16 protein-coding genes are annotated in these 17,592 nt (G+C 62.3%); 10 read left to right on the top strand and 6 right to left on the bottom strand.

The window, feature by feature from the left end; all coding sequences use genetic code 11:
* Window positions 1–39: 39 nt before the first annotated feature.
* The 3 genes from sucD to KEM60_RS04265 form a co-directional block, all read right to left on the bottom strand.
* Window positions 40–927, bottom strand: coding sequence for a succinate--CoA ligase subunit alpha (gene sucD / locus KEM60_RS04255; RefSeq protein WP_219106251.1), 888 nt, complete (start codon window positions 925–927; stop codon window positions 40–42).
* Window positions 928–941: 14 nt separating this feature from the next.
* Complete coding sequence (sucC, locus tag KEM60_RS04260; protein ID WP_219106252.1) at window positions 942–2,129, bottom strand: ADP-forming succinate--CoA ligase subunit beta; 1,188 nt, start codon at window positions 2,127–2,129, stop codon at window positions 942–944.
* Window positions 2,130–2,294: 165 nt separating this feature from the next.
* Entirely contained in the window at window positions 2,295–3,410 is a 1,116-nt protein-coding gene (locus KEM60_RS04265; RefSeq protein ID WP_219106253.1) for a GTP-binding protein, read from the bottom strand.
* Window positions 3,411–3,517: 107 nt separating this feature from the next.
* Here KEM60_RS04265 and rpmB point away from each other — a divergent pair, with 107 nt between their 5' ends.
* The gene (gene rpmB, locus KEM60_RS04270; RefSeq protein ID WP_219106254.1) at window positions 3,518–3,754 is read left to right on the top strand and encodes a 50S ribosomal protein L28; all 237 of its coding nucleotides are present in this window, start codon (window positions 3,518–3,520) and stop codon (window positions 3,752–3,754) included.
* A 101-nt stretch (window positions 3,755–3,855) separates the two neighbouring features.
* Here rpmB and rpmF read toward each other — a convergent pair whose 3' ends face one another.
* Window positions 3,856–4,035 (bottom strand): 50S ribosomal protein L32, encoded by a 180-nt coding sequence (gene rpmF / locus KEM60_RS04275; RefSeq protein WP_219106255.1) that lies wholly within the window; start codon window positions 4,033–4,035, stop codon window positions 3,856–3,858.
* A gap of 57 nt (window positions 4,036–4,092) precedes the next feature.
* On the opposite strand from rpmF, the gene rpmG reads away from it, so the two are divergent.
* From rpmG to KEM60_RS04295, 4 genes are all read left to right on the top strand, one after another.
* Entirely contained in the window at window positions 4,093–4,260 is a 168-nt protein-coding gene (rpmG, locus tag KEM60_RS04280; RefSeq protein WP_219106256.1) for a 50S ribosomal protein L33, read from the top strand.
* On the top strand, window positions 4,260–4,565 hold the full coding sequence (gene rpsN / locus KEM60_RS04285; protein ID WP_219106257.1) for a 30S ribosomal protein S14: 306 nt from the start codon (window positions 4,260–4,262) through the stop codon (window positions 4,563–4,565). Before rpmG ends, rpsN begins: the two co-directional genes overlap by 1 nt.
* Before the next feature lie 63 nt (window positions 4,566–4,628).
* Window positions 4,629–4,883 (top strand): type B 50S ribosomal protein L31, encoded by a 255-nt coding sequence (locus KEM60_RS04290; RefSeq protein WP_219106258.1) that lies wholly within the window; start codon window positions 4,629–4,631, stop codon window positions 4,881–4,883.
* Between the two features lie 273 nt (window positions 4,884–5,156).
* Window positions 5,157–6,893, top strand: coding sequence for a hypothetical protein (locus KEM60_RS04295; protein ID WP_219106259.1), 1,737 nt, complete (start codon window positions 5,157–5,159; stop codon window positions 6,891–6,893).
* Window positions 6,894–6,954: 61 nt separating this feature from the next.
* Here the strand turns inward: KEM60_RS04295 and KEM60_RS04300 are convergent, their stop codons facing one another.
* Window positions 6,955–7,356, bottom strand: coding sequence for a cobalamin B12-binding domain-containing protein (locus KEM60_RS04300; protein WP_219106260.1), 402 nt, complete (start codon window positions 7,354–7,356; stop codon window positions 6,955–6,957).
* Window positions 7,357–7,794: 438 nt separating this feature from the next.
* On the opposite strand from KEM60_RS04300, the gene KEM60_RS04305 reads away from it, so the two are divergent.
* Window positions 7,795–8,454, top strand: coding sequence for a M23 family metallopeptidase (locus KEM60_RS04305; protein ID WP_219106261.1), 660 nt, complete (start codon window positions 7,795–7,797; stop codon window positions 8,452–8,454).
* Between the two features lie 129 nt (window positions 8,455–8,583).
* On the opposite strand, the gene pcrA is transcribed toward KEM60_RS04305, so the two are convergent.
* On the bottom strand, window positions 8,584–11,166 hold the full coding sequence (pcrA, locus tag KEM60_RS04310; protein ID WP_255574222.1) for a DNA helicase PcrA: 2,583 nt from the start codon (window positions 11,164–11,166) through the stop codon (window positions 8,584–8,586).
* 349 nt (window positions 11,167–11,515) lie between these two features.
* On the opposite strand from pcrA, the gene KEM60_RS04315 reads away from it, so the two are divergent.
* From KEM60_RS04315 to casB, 4 genes are all read left to right on the top strand, one after another.
* On the top strand, window positions 11,516–11,818 hold the full coding sequence (locus tag KEM60_RS04315; RefSeq protein WP_219106263.1) for a hypothetical protein: 303 nt from the start codon (window positions 11,516–11,518) through the stop codon (window positions 11,816–11,818).
* 483 nt (window positions 11,819–12,301) lie between these two features.
* Window positions 12,302–15,217: a CRISPR-associated helicase Cas3' gene (gene cas3 / locus KEM60_RS04320; RefSeq protein ID WP_219106264.1), complete on the top strand. Its 2,916-nt coding sequence runs from the start codon at window positions 12,302–12,304 to the stop codon at window positions 15,215–15,217.
* A complete protein-coding gene (gene casA, locus KEM60_RS04325) occupies window positions 15,214–16,914 on the top strand; it encodes a type I-E CRISPR-associated protein Cse1/CasA (RefSeq protein ID WP_219106265.1) in 1,701 nt (566 codons plus the stop codon). The genes cas3 and casA overlap by 4 nt, the downstream gene beginning before the upstream one ends.
* Complete coding sequence (casB, locus tag KEM60_RS04330) at window positions 16,911–17,582, top strand: type I-E CRISPR-associated protein Cse2/CasB (protein WP_219106266.1); 672 nt, start codon at window positions 16,911–16,913, stop codon at window positions 17,580–17,582. Before casA ends, casB begins: the two co-directional genes overlap by 4 nt.
* Window positions 17,583–17,592 lie beyond the last annotated feature (10 nt).

Below are 17,592 nucleotides of genomic sequence, written 5' to 3' on the forward strand. Positions count from 1 at the left end.
CCAGTGGTGTCCACCGCCCTGTCGTGTCGCGCGCTGAAATCAGAGAGCTTTGACGATCTCGCGCATCAAGTTAGCCGTCTCGGTCGGCGTCTTGCCGACCTTGACTCCAGCAGCCTCCAGGGCAGCCTTCTTCGCCTCAGCAGTGCCAGAGCCACCGGAGACGATGGCGCCAGCGTGGCCCATGGTCTTACCCTCGGGAGCCATGAAGCCCGCCACGTAGCCGACGACCGGCTTGGTGACATGCTCCTTGATGTAGGCCGCAGCGCGCTCCTCGGCGTCTCCACCGATCTCACCGATCATGACGATGCCAATGGTCTCTGGGTCCTTCTCGAAGGCCTCAAGAGCATCGATGTGCGTCGTTCCGATGACCGGGTCTCCACCGATACCGATGCCGGTGGTGAAGCCGATGTCGCGCAGTTCGAACATCATCTGGTACGTCAGGGTCCCCGACTTTGAGACCAGACCCAACTTGCCCTGACCAGAAACGTCAGCCGGGGTGATACCAGCATTCGACTGTCCGGGGCTGATGATGCCAGGGCAGTTGGGGCCAATGATGCGGGTGGTGCCCGTCGCCTTGGCGTAGTTGAAGAACTCGGCGGTGTCCTTCACGGCAATGCCCTCAGTAATCACCACGAGCAGCGGCATCTCAGCATCCACGGCCTCGATGACGGCATCCTTGGCGAACTTCGGCGGAACGAAAACGACCGACACGTTAGCGCCTGTCGCGTCCATGGCCTCTTTGACCGTGCCGAAAACGGGGACCTTCACGCCGCCGTCAAATTCGACCTCGGTGCCGGCTTTCCGGGGGTTGACCCCACCGACGATCGTCGAGCCGCTCGCCAGCATGCGCTGGGTGTGCTTCATGCCCTCCGAGCCGGTCATGCCCTGGACGATGATCTTGCTGTCGCTGTTGAGGAAGATAGCCATCAGTCGTCAGTCCTTCACTTCGCAGCCGCGGCCAGCTCGGCAGCTTTACGCGCCCCGCCGTCCATGGTCTCTTCAATCGTCACGAGCGGGTGCGCGTACTCCGCGAGGATGCGGCGCCCCTCCACCACGTTGTTGCCATCCAGGCGCACGACCAGCGGCTTGGTGGCCGCGTCGCCAAGGGTCTTCAACGCCCCAACGATGCCGTTGGCGACCGCGTCACAGGCGGTGATGCCACCGAAGACGTTGACGAAGACCGACTTGACCTGCTCGTCACCGAGGATGACGTCCAGTCCGTTCGCCATCACCTCAGCGCTGGCGCCACCACCGATGTCCAGGAAGTTGGCGGGCTTGGCTGCCCCACCGGTGTAGTCCTGACCGGCGTAGGCGACGACGTCCAGGGTGCTCATGACCAGTCCGGCGCCGTTACCGATGATGCCGACGTTGCCATCCAACTTCACGTAGTTGAGGCCCATCGCCTTGGCCTTGGCCTCCAGCGGGTCCTCGGATGCTTCGTCGACGAGGTCGGCGTGCTCCGGCTGGCGGAAGGAGGCGTTGTCATCCAGGGTGACCTTGCCGTCGAGGGCAACAATGCTGCCGTCGGCGACCTTGACCAGCGGGTTGACCTCGACCAACGTGGCGTCTTCGTCCCGGTAGACCTTCCACAGGGTCATCAGGACCGAGGCGACCTTGGCGGCGGTCTCCGCGTCAAAACCGGCAGCGGCGACAATCTCGTCTGCTTTCGCCTGGTCAATTCCGACGTTGGGGTCGACGGCAACTCGCGCCAGCGCCTCAGGGCGCTCGACCGCCAGCTGCTCAATCTCCATGCCGCCTTCCTTGCTGCACATCGCAAGGTAGGTGCGGTTGGCGCGGTCAAGCAGGATGGAGAAGTAATACTCCTCGACGATCTGGGCGCCCTGAGCGATCATGACCACATTGACCTTGTGGCCCTTGATGTCCATGCCGAGGATCTGCCCGGCAAGCTGCTCGGCCTCATCTGCGCTCTTGGCGACCTTGACGCCACCGGCCTTGCCGCGTCCACCAGTCTTCACCTGGGCCTTGACAACGGTCACGCCGCCGCTCTTGGCGCCGATGTCCTCGGCTGCCGCCTTAGCCTCGGCAGGGGTCTGAGCGACCTTCCCTGCCAGCACGGGGACTCCGTGCTTTTCGAACATGTCACGTGCTTGGTACTCAAAGAGATCCACGGCAGCTTCCTCGTCGCTTCCTCGTCGTCGATGGTCACGTCCGCCGATGATCCTATCGCTGTCACCGCAGGGCTAAGCGTCTGAGCAGGGCCGACACACTACAACATGCCTTCTACCAGCGAAATCCGTCAAATCAGCACCCGCCGTGGAGCATTGCACCAGCGACTAGAGTCCGCCTCCGGTCCCCGACTCGACCTCGCCGAGCCATTCAGCAAATCCGTCATCACGGCCAGCCCAGGTCACCGCTGCGCCCATCATCTCCGCGTCACTCATGACGGCGTCATCGAAGGCTTCCCGGATCTGCAAAGCCGTTTCTTCATCGGTCGTGACGATCAGACGGGTCTGCCGGGGTGCATCCTCCCACTCACCCACGCTCCCGATGGCTAGCGCGCCGCCTGCTGCTTCCCAGGCGATGGCAAGGTCAGGCCGACCCGGCAACCAGAACGCTCCGCGCGCTCGCTGATCGCCCGCACCGAGATCTTCGATCCGAGCCAAAAGGCGCTCCGGATGGAAGGGTTTCCAGGTGCATAGGTCAAGAGTGACGATGCCACCGGCAGCATCGGCACCGGAAGGGTGCCGTCGACGCGGATCGGCGTACGAACGGGCAGCAGCAGTGTCATGGACGGTCTCAACGCGAGCGAGTTCGCCAGCGTTCTCCAGACCGACGTGCACCTGGCTGCTGGGGCGACGCAGATGGTCGAGCAGCGCTTGGTCAGCCTCATCGGGTTCCGGGTGGACCAGGACGATCTCATCGGCGAGTTCGATTTGGGCGACCAGAACTTCTCCGTACGCCCGCCGGTCGTCCTCAATCATCTGCAAGCCGAGGTCGGCGAGTAGGTCATCACCGAAGATGCCGTCGCAGAGGTCTTTGGCGCTGACCACGGCGACCACGGATGCGGTCTGCAGGTAACGCGATGCCGGTCCGTCCGGGGTCTCCCCGTCGGCGAGCGCGAGGGTCAGCGCGAGGGGTTCTGATGCGACCGGGAGGACCACGACGAGTCGGGACCACTGTCCGGTCTGGGCCAGACGGACCAGGGTGGGCAGGATCGCTTCGCGGATGGAGCAGCTGAGGCAGGGGTGTTCGACGTCCTCGCTGCCGTGGTCGAGCCGTCCGGTGACATCGGTCAGAGTCCAGTGGACGCGGCCTGCCTCGGCGTCAACGGTGACGGTGAAGACGGCGGAATCGGGGAGGTCGATCTGCAACCCCATGGCGACCAGGGCCTGGTCGGTCTGGTCCAGTCCAACGACGACGTGGATCGACAGGGGTGGCGCGGTTGCCATGGGCGTCCTCCGACAGTGAGTTCAGTAATGAGAATCGTTCTCTCTATAATAGAGAGTATCGAGGCCCGCAGATCATGCCGGGCACCCCGACCACCCGAGGAGACGACATGTCCCGGCACTGCCAGTTGACCGGCGCCGAGCCCCGTTTCGGCAACACCATCAGCCACTCGCACCGTCGTACGTCGCGTCGCTTTGACCCGAACATTCAAAAGAAGACCTACTTTGTGCCCAGCCTGGGTCGGCGGGTCACCCTGCGCCTGTCAGCGTCGGCCATCAAGACCGTGGACCACATCGGGATCGAAGCAGCGATCGGACGGATTCGGGCGCGCGGCGAGAAAATCTGAGTCGCCGTGGAGGACAGCCAGCTCTCGAGCATGGCCACCCGCAGGAGCGGCTGAGGTCGGCGTCGTCACGGCATGCCACCGTCACGAGCCGACCTCGCCGTTCACAGTCCGACAGTCAGCGGGTCGACAAGCCCTTTCTGCACTGCTCGCACCAGCCGCCGCGGGACCTGGCACTCCTGCCCGTCGACGACGACGGAGACCAGGTCAGGCGCCTGGGCCTTCCAGTTGGCGCGACGAGAGCGGGTGTTGCTGCGGGACATCTTCCGCTTGGGAACGGCCATGGCGATACTCCTCCATCTTATTGATTATGATTCTCACTATATAGAGAGAGGACCACGATGGCCAAGACAACGGACATCCGACCCGTCATCAAACTGCGATCCACCGCAGGCACCGGTTACACCTACGTGACCCGCAAGAACCGGCGCAACGACCCTGACCGACTGGTGCTGCGCAAGTTTGACCCGGTCATTCGTCGCCACGTCGACTTCAAGGAAGAACGCTGATGGCTAAGAAGAGCAAGATCGCCCGCGACGCCCAGCGACGGGAAATCGTCGCCCGCTTCGCCGAGGAACGGCTGGCCCTCAAAGCCACGATCGCCTCCCCCACCGCAGACCCGGACGCTAAAGCCGCAGCCCAGGCCCGTTTGCAGCGGATGCCGCGCGATGCCAGCGCCACCCGACTGCGCAACCGCTGCGCCGTCGATGGACGCCCCCGCGCCTACTACCGCACTTTCGGGATCTCTCGAGTACGGCTGCGCGAGATGGCCCACGCCGGCGAACTCCCCGGAGTCACCAAATCCAGCTGGTGACCCCGGTCACCACCCACCCTTGAGCCCGCCACATCGTCGGGCCCGATCGCAAGAGGCTGCTCAGTGAAACCTGGAATCCACCCCGAATACCGCCCGGTCGTCTTCCGTGACATCGCCGCCGGGTACGCCTTCCTGACCCGGTCCACCGCCCAGAGCCGGGACACCATCGAATGGGAAGACGGCAACACCTACCCTGTCGTCAACGTTGACGTCTCCTCCGCGAGCCACCCCTTCTACACCGGCAAGCAGAAGATCGTCGACACTGCAGGACGCGTCGAGCGCTTCCGCAAGCGGTACGGCGCCCACGCCGGGCGCTGACCTCGACGTTGCTCGGAGTCGCATCGACACCGAGACCACCAGGGCCGAAGGGTCCCGACCCCGCACCACCACGGGCCGGGACCCTTCGTCGTACCACCGGCAGCGACCCCTCACGCACCAATCGGCAACGCGCCGTCCCAGATGCTCTCGATCCGCACGGACAAGGTGGATCATCGACTCACCGACAGTCTTTCCAAAACTCCTCAACTTTCCCGCGGAACAGCCGAATACAGCGGTGAGCCCCCCTCTCGCCACCGCCAGGAGCCCTACACCATGCCTCCGGTCCCATCGTCTCGGATACGCCTCGCCGCGCTGGTCGTCGGCCTGGTTCTCCCTTCCGTGGGCATCGGCACCGCTTCCGCTGGCGACAATGCCAGCCCACCCGAAAGCACCGTCACCACCAGTCCGGCGACAGCAGCTCCCACCTCACCCAGCGCTCCTCCCGCAGAGCCCAGCAGCGCCTCCGATTGCCAACCCACCATCACCATCAGTCAGGACCAGCACACCGACTACTGGTCCCCGCTGCGGATCACCCTCGCCGGGTCTTTCCCAGATCACTGCACGGTGGACACCAGCACCGACCTCACAGCGCAGGCCGCAGCGATCCCCGGAGTGACTTTCAGCGCCGGGACATTCCCGTTTGACCACGGCACCATGACCATCACCACCAGTGGCGCAGTGAGCTTCCACTTCGACGACACCTTCGCTCATGCCAGCGGGCGGGTCTTTGGGGGCACGATCCTGCTCGCGTTCGATCGCCGAACCATCACCCCGAGCAGCACCCTGGATCTCTCCTGGTCCGGAGCTATCGCGAGTCACACCCCCCTCACCGTGCCAGACTGCCCTGGCTGCTCCACGATGCCCACCATCAACACCAAATGGTCCGTCATCGGCCTCCCCCGTGCTGGCTACAACGACCTCATTTCCGGGATCAACACCCTGACGATCACCCAGCCCGTCATCGACTCTCGCCAGGACGTTGTCATCAGCGACACCCTCACCGGTGCCCAAGAATGCACCCGCGCCGCGCTCAACGAGGTCTCCGCACGAGATGCCTCCGGCAACGAGACGTCCACGACCATCGCCGCCGTTCCCTGCAATGACGACCGCGCCACCGTTGGACCAGTGACCATCCCGGCGAGTTCCTTGAAAGCCGGGCACTACTACCAGCTGATCGTCATCGCCAAAACCACCGCCTACCAAAGCACCGGATATCAAGACAATGGCGCCGTCGTCATCTCCGGAGCAACCGTCCCCGTCAGTGCCACCGCCATGTGGAAGACCGGGACGGCGTACGGCGGAAGCGACGGCCCACCAGCGCCGACTCCCTCCCCGTCGCCGACCGACCCGACCACACCACCGACACCTGATCCCACTCCTTCTCCGACGACGTCTGACCCCACGACGCCGCCGCCTCCTGACCCCACCACCACCGCACCGCCCGAGCCGACTCCGTCCCCATCGGGACCAGACCCAGCCCCTGAGCCGCCAGCCACTCCCACGGATCCTCCGACGACCCCGTCGACCACGACATCCTCAGCGGCGCCACCACTGCCCCCACCCCCGCCAGTACCGCCACCGCCACCGCCCCCACCGGCGCCGGAACCACCTGCACCACCTGCCCCGGAGCCTCCGCCCGCGCCTGCGGTGATACCCACTCTGCCGCCAGCTCCCCCCAGCGCCATCGCGGCCCTGCCTGCGATCCCGGACCGCGCCTCGGTCGCCCATGCCGCCAGCGAGCCACACCACCCTGCGGCATCACCGTTTGCTCCACCGTCGGTCATCCCGATGCCCGCTCCGACCCCGAACTCTGATGCCGCCGAACCAGCCGCCCCCACCGCCCCGGCACCTCAGGTGGTCATCGCCGGTGGCGTGCCCTTAACTGTTCCTGCCGCAGCTCCCGGCGGTTTGCCTCGGAGTGGAACGGAACTGGCCGCAATGGTCTTGTACGGCGGGGTACTGGTCGCTGGCGGGCTGGGCCTCTTGAGTGCGGTTCGCCGTCGGATCTGACCGCCGCACGACAAGCCCCACCGTGGACTCGTCGGTAGCAAGACCGAAGCAGCGAAGACTCTCAGCGATCAGCGAGATTTTCCTCGACCCAGGCGACGACCTCAGCCGTCGTGGCTCCGGGGGTGAAGACTTTGGCGACGCCAGCTTTTTCCAGCAGCACGATGTCGTCATCGGGGATGATCCCCCCGCCGAAAACGACGATATCGCTGGCGTGTTGGTGAGCCAGCAGCTCCAGGACCCGGGTAAACAGCGTCATGTGTGCCCCGGAGAGGACTGATAGTCCAATGCCGTCAGCGTCCTCTTGGATGGCAGCCTCGACGATCTGTTCAGGAGTCTGATGCAGGCCGGTGTAAATCACTTCCACACCGGCATCCCGCAACGCTCGCGCGATGACCTTCGCGCCTCGGTCGTGGCCGTCCAGGCCAGGTTTAGCCACCACGACGCGCAATGGGGATCGACTCATGCGCCCACAGTAGCGACGAGCTAGATCACGAGATGATTACGGCGCCGAGCTCGATCGCGACTTTTGCATGATCTGAGTCACAGTGCACCGCCCCCTCGGCGACACACCGCTCTCGTCGTCGCCAGATGCGAGATATCCCACACTCAAGGCCCCAACCTGCACCAAAGACGCCACCCCATGCGGAAACACCAGCCCCAGAGGGTTCGATGAGTCACATCAGGCCCATCTGTCACTCCCATACTTGGACGACGTTGAGATAACGTTTAGGTCGCAAGTTGATAAAGAACGCTCAGCTCGAGATCGTCGTCATCCCGATCCCCGACCACAGGAATGTTTGTGCCACGTCACTATTCCGGCCGTCACCGGCCCCCCGCAGGAGCCGCTCACGGCAGTCGCCATCGAGCTGGACCACCTCGCCGCCACACCGTCGTTGCGTCCATGTCGCTCATTGGGCTGGGAGCCGCGCTGACAGTGGCGCAGGGTCTCACCGACAGCCCGCTAGCCAACCTGGCCAATGCCAAACCGTTGAGCGCGCCGACTGACCTCGCGATGAGCGCGAAGCTGCCAGAAAGCCACCCCGCCACTCCCGTGTCAGCGACGTCGTCAAGTCCCAGCGCCCCAGCTTCTCCGTCGCCGCAGACCAGCACCACGTCGCCGACACCAACTCCTCCCCCGCCTCCGCCGAAGCCCCGCCCTGACCCCGCCAAGCGTTGGCTGCTTCCCGTTGAGGACGCGACCTTCACTTCCGGGTACGGCGCCCGATGGGGCACCGTCCACCGAGGCATCGACCTTGCCGCCCCGATAGGGACTCCATTGCGGTCTATGTCGACTGGCGTCATTGTTTTCGCCGGTCAGCAGAGCGGTTACGGCAACATCGTGCAGATCCGTTACTGGGACGGCACTATCTCCTACTACGGCCACATGAACTCCATCGCGGTGACCGTGGGGCAACAGGTTTCACCAGGCCAGGTTGTCGGCGAACTCGGCAACACCGGTCAGAGCACCGGACCACATGTCCACGTCGAAATCCATCCGCACGGCGGCGCTGACATCGACCCCCTGCCGTGGCTCAGCGCGCACGGCCTCGACGTGGAATAACACCGTCTCAGGGTTGATGATCACGGGACACTGCGGTGTCCGACCGGCCACTCATGTCGAACTGCACGTGAGTGGCCGGCCCGGCATCAACGGTGAAGATGTGACCGGCCATTCTTCGCGGCGCTCTCTTTAGAGCTTCTCCAACGGGGCATAGCGCAACAGCAGCCGCTTGACCTGATCACCGCCGAAATCGACGTGGGCGATGGTCTTATCACCGGAGCCTTCCATGCGCACCACCTTGCCCAGTCCAAAGCTGTCATGGCTGACCCGGTCGCCCACGTCCAGTGACAATGACGGACCGCCGCGCAACGGGCTGCGCTGCGGGGCACGTCCGCTCAGAGTGGCCACTGTGGGTTCGCGTCGTTCGACGCGGGTCCCGCCGCCGTACGACGAGGGGGCCAGCCGCTCCCACGTGATCAGGTCAGTGGGAATCTCGTCGAGAAAACGGGACGCCGGATGGTATTGCGGAGCACCCCACGCGGAGCGCACCACGGCTCGACTCAGGTGCAGGCGTTCCCGGGCCCGAGTGATCCCGACGTATGCCAATCGGCGTTCTTCTTCCAGCTCTCTGGTGTCGGCGAGGCTGCGGACATGTGGGAACGTGCCATCTTCCATTCCGACGAGGAACACCACGGGGAATTCCAGGCCCTTGGCGGTGTGCAACGTCATCAACGTGACCACACCGTGGTCTTGGGTGTCTTCGTCGGGGATCTCATCGGAATCAGCGACCAAAGCGACCTGTTCGAGGAACTCCGCCAACCCCCCGGCTGACTCCCCGTCAACCGTGGGGGCGTGGGCTTGGTCAAACTCCCTAGCCACCGCGACCAGCTCGGCGAGGTTGTCGATGCGAGTTTCATCCTGAGGGTCACGAGACCGGCGCAACTCTTCTAAGTAGCCGGTCTGCTCCACGACAGCTTCGACGAGGTCTGCGACACCGGATCCTCCGTCGCGGACGGTGCGTAATGCGTCAATCAGTGCGGTGAAACCTGCGATCGCTGACATTGACCGGGCTGCCAGACCAGGCGCATCGTCGGCAGCAGCCAATGCCTGCGCGAAGGTGATCTTGTCCCGCTCCGCCAACGCCAGGACGCACGCCTCAGCACGCTCCCCGATGCCACGTTTGGGGACGTTGAGGATACGGCGCAGGTTGACGGTGTCCTCAGGGTTAGCGATCACCCGCAGGTAGGCGAGGACGTCTTTGACCTCGCGACGCTCATAGAACCGGGTGCCTCCGACGACCTTGTATGGCAGACCGACCCGGACCAGCACTTCCTCCAAGGCCCGCGACATGGCATTGGTGCGGTAGAAGATTGCCACGTCTCCAGGGCGGACACCGTCGCGCTCGGTGAGTTCACTAATCCGGCGAGCCACGAACGCCGCCTCGTCGTGCTCGGAATCAGCGACATATCCCACGATTTTTGCCCCATCACCAGAGTCCGTCCACAACTTCTTCGGACGCCGTGATGAGTTTTTAGCAATGACCGCATTGGCTGCCTGCAGGATCGTCTGCGTGGAGCGATAGTTTTGCTCTAAAAGAATCGTCCGGGCCTGCGGATAATCTTCTTCGAACTCGGTGATATTTCGGATCGTTGCACCCCGGAACGCATAAATTGACTGATCGGCATCACCGACGACACATAACTGTGCTGGCGGTAGACCTGAGGCAGTCTGGGGCTCCTCTTCACCTGCTGGCGCTAATCCGCGATGCGCTCCAACAAGCTCCTTAATCAGAACATATTGGGCATGGTTGGTGTCCTGGTATTCGTCGACGAGGATCTGCCGGAAACGACGTCGGTAATGCTCAGCGACCTCAGGGAACGCCTGCAAGAGGTTGACCGTGGTCATGATCAGGTCGTCGAAATCTAAAGCATGTGCTTGACGCAAACGTCGCTGATAGGAGCTGTATGCCTGCGCCAGGATCCGATCAGCGTGACTTCCGTCAGCTGCTCTGCTCGCGAAGGTCTCCTCGTCGACGAGTTCGTTCTTCAAGTTGGACACGTGCGCGGACAAACTCCGCGGCGGGTACCGCTTCGGGTCCAGATCCATGTCTCGCAGCACCATCGCCATGAGGCGTTGCGAGTCGGCGGCGTCATAGATCGAGAAACTCGACGCCAACCCCACCTTGTCGGCCTCCCGGCGCAGGATCCGCACGCAGGCACTGTGGAAGGTGCTCACCCACATCGACTTCGCCCGCGGCCCCACCAAATCCTGGACCCGCTCCCGCATTTCAGCGGCAGCTTTGTTGGTGAAGGTGATCGCCAACACTTCACTGGGGTGCACACCCCGCGCCGCCAACAGGTACGCGATCCGATGCGTCAACACCCGGGTCTTGCCGGACCCTGCCCCGGCCACGATCAGCAACGGCGCCCCGTCATGGATGACTGCTTCTCGTTGCTGCGGGTTCAACCCGGCCACGAGTTCGTCCGGGTCAAGGGTTGACGGTGGCAGCTCATCCGACGATGCGGGACGTCTCGGAGACATCGGCTCCCTAGGCGTGGCCACCCATGACGGCTTAGCAGGCTCTGCCACAGCTCGATCCCAGTCCGGAGCCCGACCGTCGTACGGGTCCTCCGGCAGATCATCCTCCGGCGGTGGCGGAGGCTCCTCGTCTCCCCACCACATCGGGGCATCATCAGCATCTGCGGCAGAGTTGACCTGCGCAGATGCCGTACCGGACTGGGGCTTGTCGTCAGCGAAATCGAAGAGGCTCATCGTGCCCACCATCCTAGGTGGCCGCCCTGACATCGACCGAGGGCCGAACAGACCTCTATGACTACGCCACCTTCACCTACGTGTCTTACGTACCCCACCCCAGCAACGCCGTACTTAGCTGACGCTGCTCTTCAACAACGCCTTAAACCCCGCTGCTGCGGGGAGCACAGTCCCGCTCATCGCTGCTGAACTTACGAGACAGGGTCATCTCTGCATTAGCAGAGCTTCATCAGGTGGCAGCCATGACTACCGATCTCCTTGCATCATCGGACGCCTCAGTGCCTCTTGCAAAATTATCAGCACCTCCTCTACCTTACTTATAAGACATTAAAAATAACGAAGGATCACCATGACCGCGGTCTTCGTCGACGAGTCCAAGGCCGGCGCATACCTGCTGGTTGGCGCTCAAATTCCGACTCGCGACGTCCACCTTATCCGATCCAAAATTCGCCGCATAGCACTCCCGGGACAGCGTCGAATCCACATGAAGGCCGAGAGTAGACAGCGCAAGCTACTCATCGCAGCCACCATCGCCGCACTCGGCGTGGAATTTACAATTTTTGATGCTAAGCGAGCTTTTTCTACCGAAAAAATGCTCGTGAAGCGTTCTTACGCGCACTGGTTTCCGAGTATTCGACATCCTCGCAGCTGATTCTTGAACTTGATGAATCAATCAAAAGATTTGACCGAGAAGTCATCTTCACAGCTGTTCGCCAAAGTTCTTCTGACCTCAGATACATGCACGCACGTGCCGTAGATGAACCCTTACTTTGCATACCCGATGTTGTCGCCTGGTGTTGGGCACGCGGGGGTCACTGGCGAAAAATGATGGCGGCAAAATCTCGAGTCATCACTGTTTCTCCGTAAGAAACGCAAAACCCGAGCGCCGCAGCCGTCCGACCGGGTCTCGGGTTTACTTCCTCTCTTCTAGTGAAGAGGGCCAGACCAGTCTCCCTCAGGGGCACAAGTGATGTTAACAGGACCCCCGATCACTCACAGCGGCGATCTTGAAGCTGCCGGTGAAGACCCCGTGTACGAGTAGGACCTCGGTCCTACTTTCCTCAACCTCTGTCTCCGTTGTCGGTGGCTTCCTCTACTGTGGGGGCACACAACGACGTGGAGGGGAAAACGCCTGATGGCTGGTGTTCATGGCATGCCGTCCTGGAGCCCGGGGGCCTCGGCGCTGTGGGGCAAAACGGACACAGACGATGCCTGGTTGCCGCTGTGGCGACACCTGGCAGACGCATCACAGGTTGCAATGATGTTGTGGGACAACTGGCTTCCTGCCTCAGCTAAGGACCACATCGCCTCATCGCTCCCCGGCGGCCACGATGACGGCCGCATCCTGCTTGCTTGGTTGGCTGGCGTCCACGACATCGGCAAAGCCACTCCCGCTTTTCAAATCAAAGCCCAGGTCATAGCTCCGCACCTCACGAATCGGTTGCACTCCCTAGGGTTTGATCTCGCCGTACCCATGGCCGACACGCGTCGTGCCCCCCATGCAGCCCTAGGGCAGATCATCCTTCTCGACTGGTTAGCTGCCACCTTCGGCCTCAAGGGGCGACAGTTTCGGCGAGCTGCGAAGTCACTCACGGTCGCTGTGGCCGCCCACCACGGGGCGATGCTCACCGCAACGGAATTGGAAGCCCTCACCCATCGCCCTCATTACCTGGGACAACAGCAAGTCTGGCAAGATACCCGCGCTGAGCTCCTCAACGCTATATCTGAGCGCACAGGTGCTGCCGATCGGTTGGATCGCTGGCTGGCAAAGCCCCTACCGCCGACGGTGCAGTCGTTGCTCGCCGCAGCGGTGGTCGTGGCGGATTGGCTGTCCAGTGACGCTCACCGCTTCCCCTATGTTGATCGATCCCCTGAACCTCCACGCTGGGAGCAGATCGGTCTCCCAGCCCCCTGGAAACCGACCAACCTTGTCAGAGATCCGGATGCTCTGCTCACCACCCGGTTCCCCACCCTGGTTGGCTGCTCCCCCACCCCGATTCAACAGGCCGCAGTTGAAGCGGCATGGTCCGCGCAGCGTCCGCCCTTGATCCTGCTCGAAGCAGAAATGGGCAGCGGCAAGACTGAGGCTGGTCTGGCTGCCGCCGAGATTTTGGCACACCGTTTCGGGCAAGGTGGGGTCTTTGTGGCACTGCCGACGATGGCGACATCTGATGCGATGTTCTCCAGGGTGCGTTCCTGGATTGACCACTTACCTGCTGAAGACGGTCACCACGCACTGCCGATGTTCCTCGCTCATGGCAAAGCAGGTTTGAACGACGACTATCGCAGCCTGCCTGATGACACTCGCTTCACCGGGGTGTACGACGACGTCGAGGACGTGTCGAAAATGAAGCCACCCCTCTCGAAAGTGAAGCCATCCCACGACGAGGCAGAGCCTCGTCATGCGGTCGCTGTGGTGAACTCGTGGACAAGAGGACGTCGTCGAGGAGTCTTGGCGCCGTTTGTCGTGGGCACTATCGATCAAGTGCTCTTCGGTGCTCTCCGTAGCAAGCACTTGGCGCTACGTCACCACGGGCTCTCCAGCAAGGTAGTCGTGATCGACGAAGTACATGCTGCTGACGTCTATATGCGTGAATACTTGACGTCGATCTTGTCGTGGTTGGGTGCTTATGGCACTCCGGTGGTGTTGATGTCGGCGACACTGCCCTCATCGCAACGGGCTGAGCTGATGAGTGCGTATGCCGAAGGGGCCGCATTCTCATCAGAGGCCACTGCGACCATTCCGTTAATCGAAGCTCATAATCCTGTCGTGTATCCGCGCACGATCGTTTTCGACGGGACTCTACGTGAGATTCCTACCGAGCAGATCTCCAGCCGCCCTCGCACGGTCACGGTTGAGGAGCACCCGGACGATCTGGATCACTTGGTTGACATGCTCCGCACCGAAATGCGAGACGGTGGTTGCGTCGCGGTCATCCGCAACACTGTCCGTCGCGCGCAAGAAACCTGGTCAGCGCTGCGGGAGGCCATGCCAGAGACGGAGCTTGTCTTAGCGCATAGTCGGTTCTTAGCTGTTGACCGAGCACGTCGAGAGTCAGACCTACGCGAACGTCTCGGGCGGAGCAGCAGCGTCACCGACGGCACCAGGCCAACCCGGATGGTCGTGGTAGGTACTCAGGTGCTTGAACAGTCGCTAGATATCGACGTCGATCTGATGGTCAGTGATCTCGCACCAGTCGACCTCTTACTGCAACGCATTGGACGGTTACACCGCCACCCGCGTGGGCCGGGCGAATCTGAACGGCCGGTGGCTCTCCGCGCGCCCCGGCTGTTGCTTCTGGCACGTGACTGGTCGGCGGTCCCGGTACAGGCAGATAGCGGATCAAAGCTGGTGTACGGCGAGGACCTGTTATTTCGAGCAGCGGCTACTCTCCGAGCACACGGGAATCAGATCCGGCTCGCCGAGGACATCCCTGTCCTGGTTGAGGCTGCATATTCGACCGACCTGTCGATACCTCCCGGTTGGCAGACCGCATGGGCCACAGCTGACGCTCGCCGGCAGGCGCAGGTCCTCGCTGCGCGTTCCCGGGCCAGCACCTTCAGGTTAAGTGGTTTCGGGAAGAAGGAAGCGCTGCGCAGATCGGCTGGGCTCTTGGCTGACTGTGGTTTCTTCGAGATCGGTGATCCTGATGACGGCAACGGTGGACGCTCTCAGGTCCGAGACAGCGAGGACAGCATCGAGGTCATCGTCGTACGTCTGGTAGATGGGCAGATCAGACCGATGCCAGGCGCTGGGCTGCCGACTGAGACTGTCCTGGACACTGACTTCCCGCCGGAGCCACGAATCGCGCGTGCTCTGGCCGGATGTACTGTGCGCCTGCCGTCGTGGGCCTGTATGCGCGATTTGGATGCGGTCATCTGCGCGTTAGAAGACATCGCGTTCGCGGGTTGGCAGCAGGACTGTCCATGGCTTCAGGGACAGCTCGTCCTGGTGATGGACGAGCACGGTCACGCCCGGGTGGCTGACCTGGATCTCACGTACAGCTCGGAGATGGGTCTCACCGTCACCACACATCAGGAGGATGTATGACTGTCTTCACATCTCACCGTTCGTGCTCGCCCACACGAGAAGGGCCACCACGAACGTCGTACGACTTGTTGACCGAACCGTGGCTGATGGTCCGTACCCCCGATGGCGTCAGAGAGGTAGGGCTTCTAGAAACGTTCGAGCGTGCCCATGAGTTTCAGGGGTTGGCCGGGGATATTCCCACCCAAGAAGCAGCTTGTTTAAGGCTGCTGCTAGCTATTCTCTATCGCGTTGTCGACGCTCTTGATCCCGATGATCCAGTCGAGTTCTGGCAGGAGTGGTGGGATAAGGGGCAGCTACCAACCACCGAAATTCGTGACTACCTTGGTCGCTACGCTGACAGATTCGACTTGTTCGACCCGGAGGTGCCATTCTTCCAGGTAGGAGACCTTCGCACTTCTAGTGGAAACACTTCAGGCCTGGGGAAACTTGTCGCCGAGATGCCGGATGGCTATCCGTTTTTCACCACCAGATCAGTGTCGGACATCAATCGGCTGTCATTCGCTGAAGCGGCACGCTGGCTGGTCCATGTGCACGCCTTCGACTGTTCGGGGATTAAATCCGGAGCTGTCGGAGATGCTCGAGTCAAAGGTGGAAAAGGCTATCCGATCGGCATAGGATTCTGCGGCTGGTTGGGTTTGCTCCTGGCCGAAGGCGAGACGCTGGCACAGACGTTGTTGCTCAACCTGGTGCTGTCGATGGATACCTCACGCGATCGGGTGCCGTGGGAGCAGCCACATCTGGACGCTTCTGCTGACGTTAGCCATCCGGAACCGCTTGGACCGGCAGATGCTGCAACCTGGCAGGCTCGCCGAGTCCGATTGATCCACGACGGATACGCCGTCACTGATGCTGTCTTGTCCAATGGCGATGCCCTCGGCCCGCAAAACCGGCACAACGTGGAACCAAACACGTCTTGGCGGTTCAGCGAACCACAGACAAAAAAATTCGGAGTTCCGACATACATGCCATTGCTGCACGACCCGTCCCGATCGCTGTGGCGGGGTCTGTCCTCGACGCTAGGAAGTGGAACCACTAAAGCGGCAACGAAGGCAGGTCAACGAGCGTATCGACCTGCTGTGGTCTTGGACTGGCTCGCCACGTTGCGAGGCGAAGATGTCCTCAATTCGGACACGACAGTGGTGTTTCGCGCGATCGGCATGGTGTATGGCGCGCAGAGCGCATCGGTTGCTGCTGTCATCGACGACCGGCTGGTGTTACCACTGGAAGTGCTCACTGAGCAAACCATGAAACAGTGCGCCATGGACGCATCGGACCGTGCCGATGAGGCAGTTCGGGCGTTGGGTCGGTTGGCGACGAACCTCGCTGATGCTGCAGGCCGGCACCTGCTGCCTGGCATGGACGACGGGGCCCGAGATCGGGCCGTTGAGGATGCCTTCGCTCGACTCGACCGGTGCTACCGGGAGTGGGTCCTGACCGTGCAGGACAGATCGCAGCTCCTCACATACGACGCCGCCTGGCAGCTGACCGCCAGGGAAGTCGTAGAAGACATAGCCGCCAACTTGGTCGTGGCGGCAGGCACACCGGCGTTCGTCGGACGTCAGGTCAACGACAGATTCCTGAACGCCCCCAAAGCAGAGATCTTCTTCAGATCAGCGCTGCGCAAAGCGCTTCCCAGCGCCTTTCTCCAGCTCAACAAGCCCACTTCGCTGACCCAGCACGCTCAGGAGGATTCATGAGCACGGCACCGTTCACACCTGCAGGCACGACACCGCCACCTGATCTCGACAACTATTTCGCCCGCGCCCTCATCAAGTTGCAGAAAGAATATGTGCAGAATGAGACGCAACCGACTGCACGCGCCGCTGCCACCATGGCCGTGCTGCGCAAAGCTGATCCCGGCAAAGTGGACACCAGTCCTTCGACGTGGTCTGTCCTGTACAGCGCGTTTCCGGAAGATTTCTTCGGCAACCGCGATGAGATCACCGCCCGTGAACGAGCCGCCCATGCTGCGCTGGTGTTGTACGCCGTCCACCAGACCTCACAACCGAAGCCGTTACATCAGTCGGGGATCAGGCTCGGACAGGCGTTACGTCGACTCTCCGTGTCGCAGGACGAGAAGAACCCGGTGCCGCCACGACTGACTTCTCTTATAGCTGCCAGCACGTTTGACGCCACGATGTATCACCTTCGCGGCCTCATGTCCTTGTTGCGCCGCGAAGGAATCCCCCTAGATCACATCTCCCTTTACCGCGACCTGGTCCGTTTACAGAACCCTCGTAACGCATCTCGCGTACGTCGGCAGTGGGGCCGGGATTACTTTGCCAGCCCTGCGCAGGAAACCGATAACAGCTCGATCGATATAGCTGCTACTTCCACAGCCATCACCCCACAGACTCACGCCTGACCGACAGGAG

It is taken from the genome of Austwickia sp. TVS 96-490-7B (assembly GCF_019331795.1).
Lineage (GTDB): Bacteria > Actinomycetota > Actinomycetes > Actinomycetales > Dermatophilaceae > Austwickia.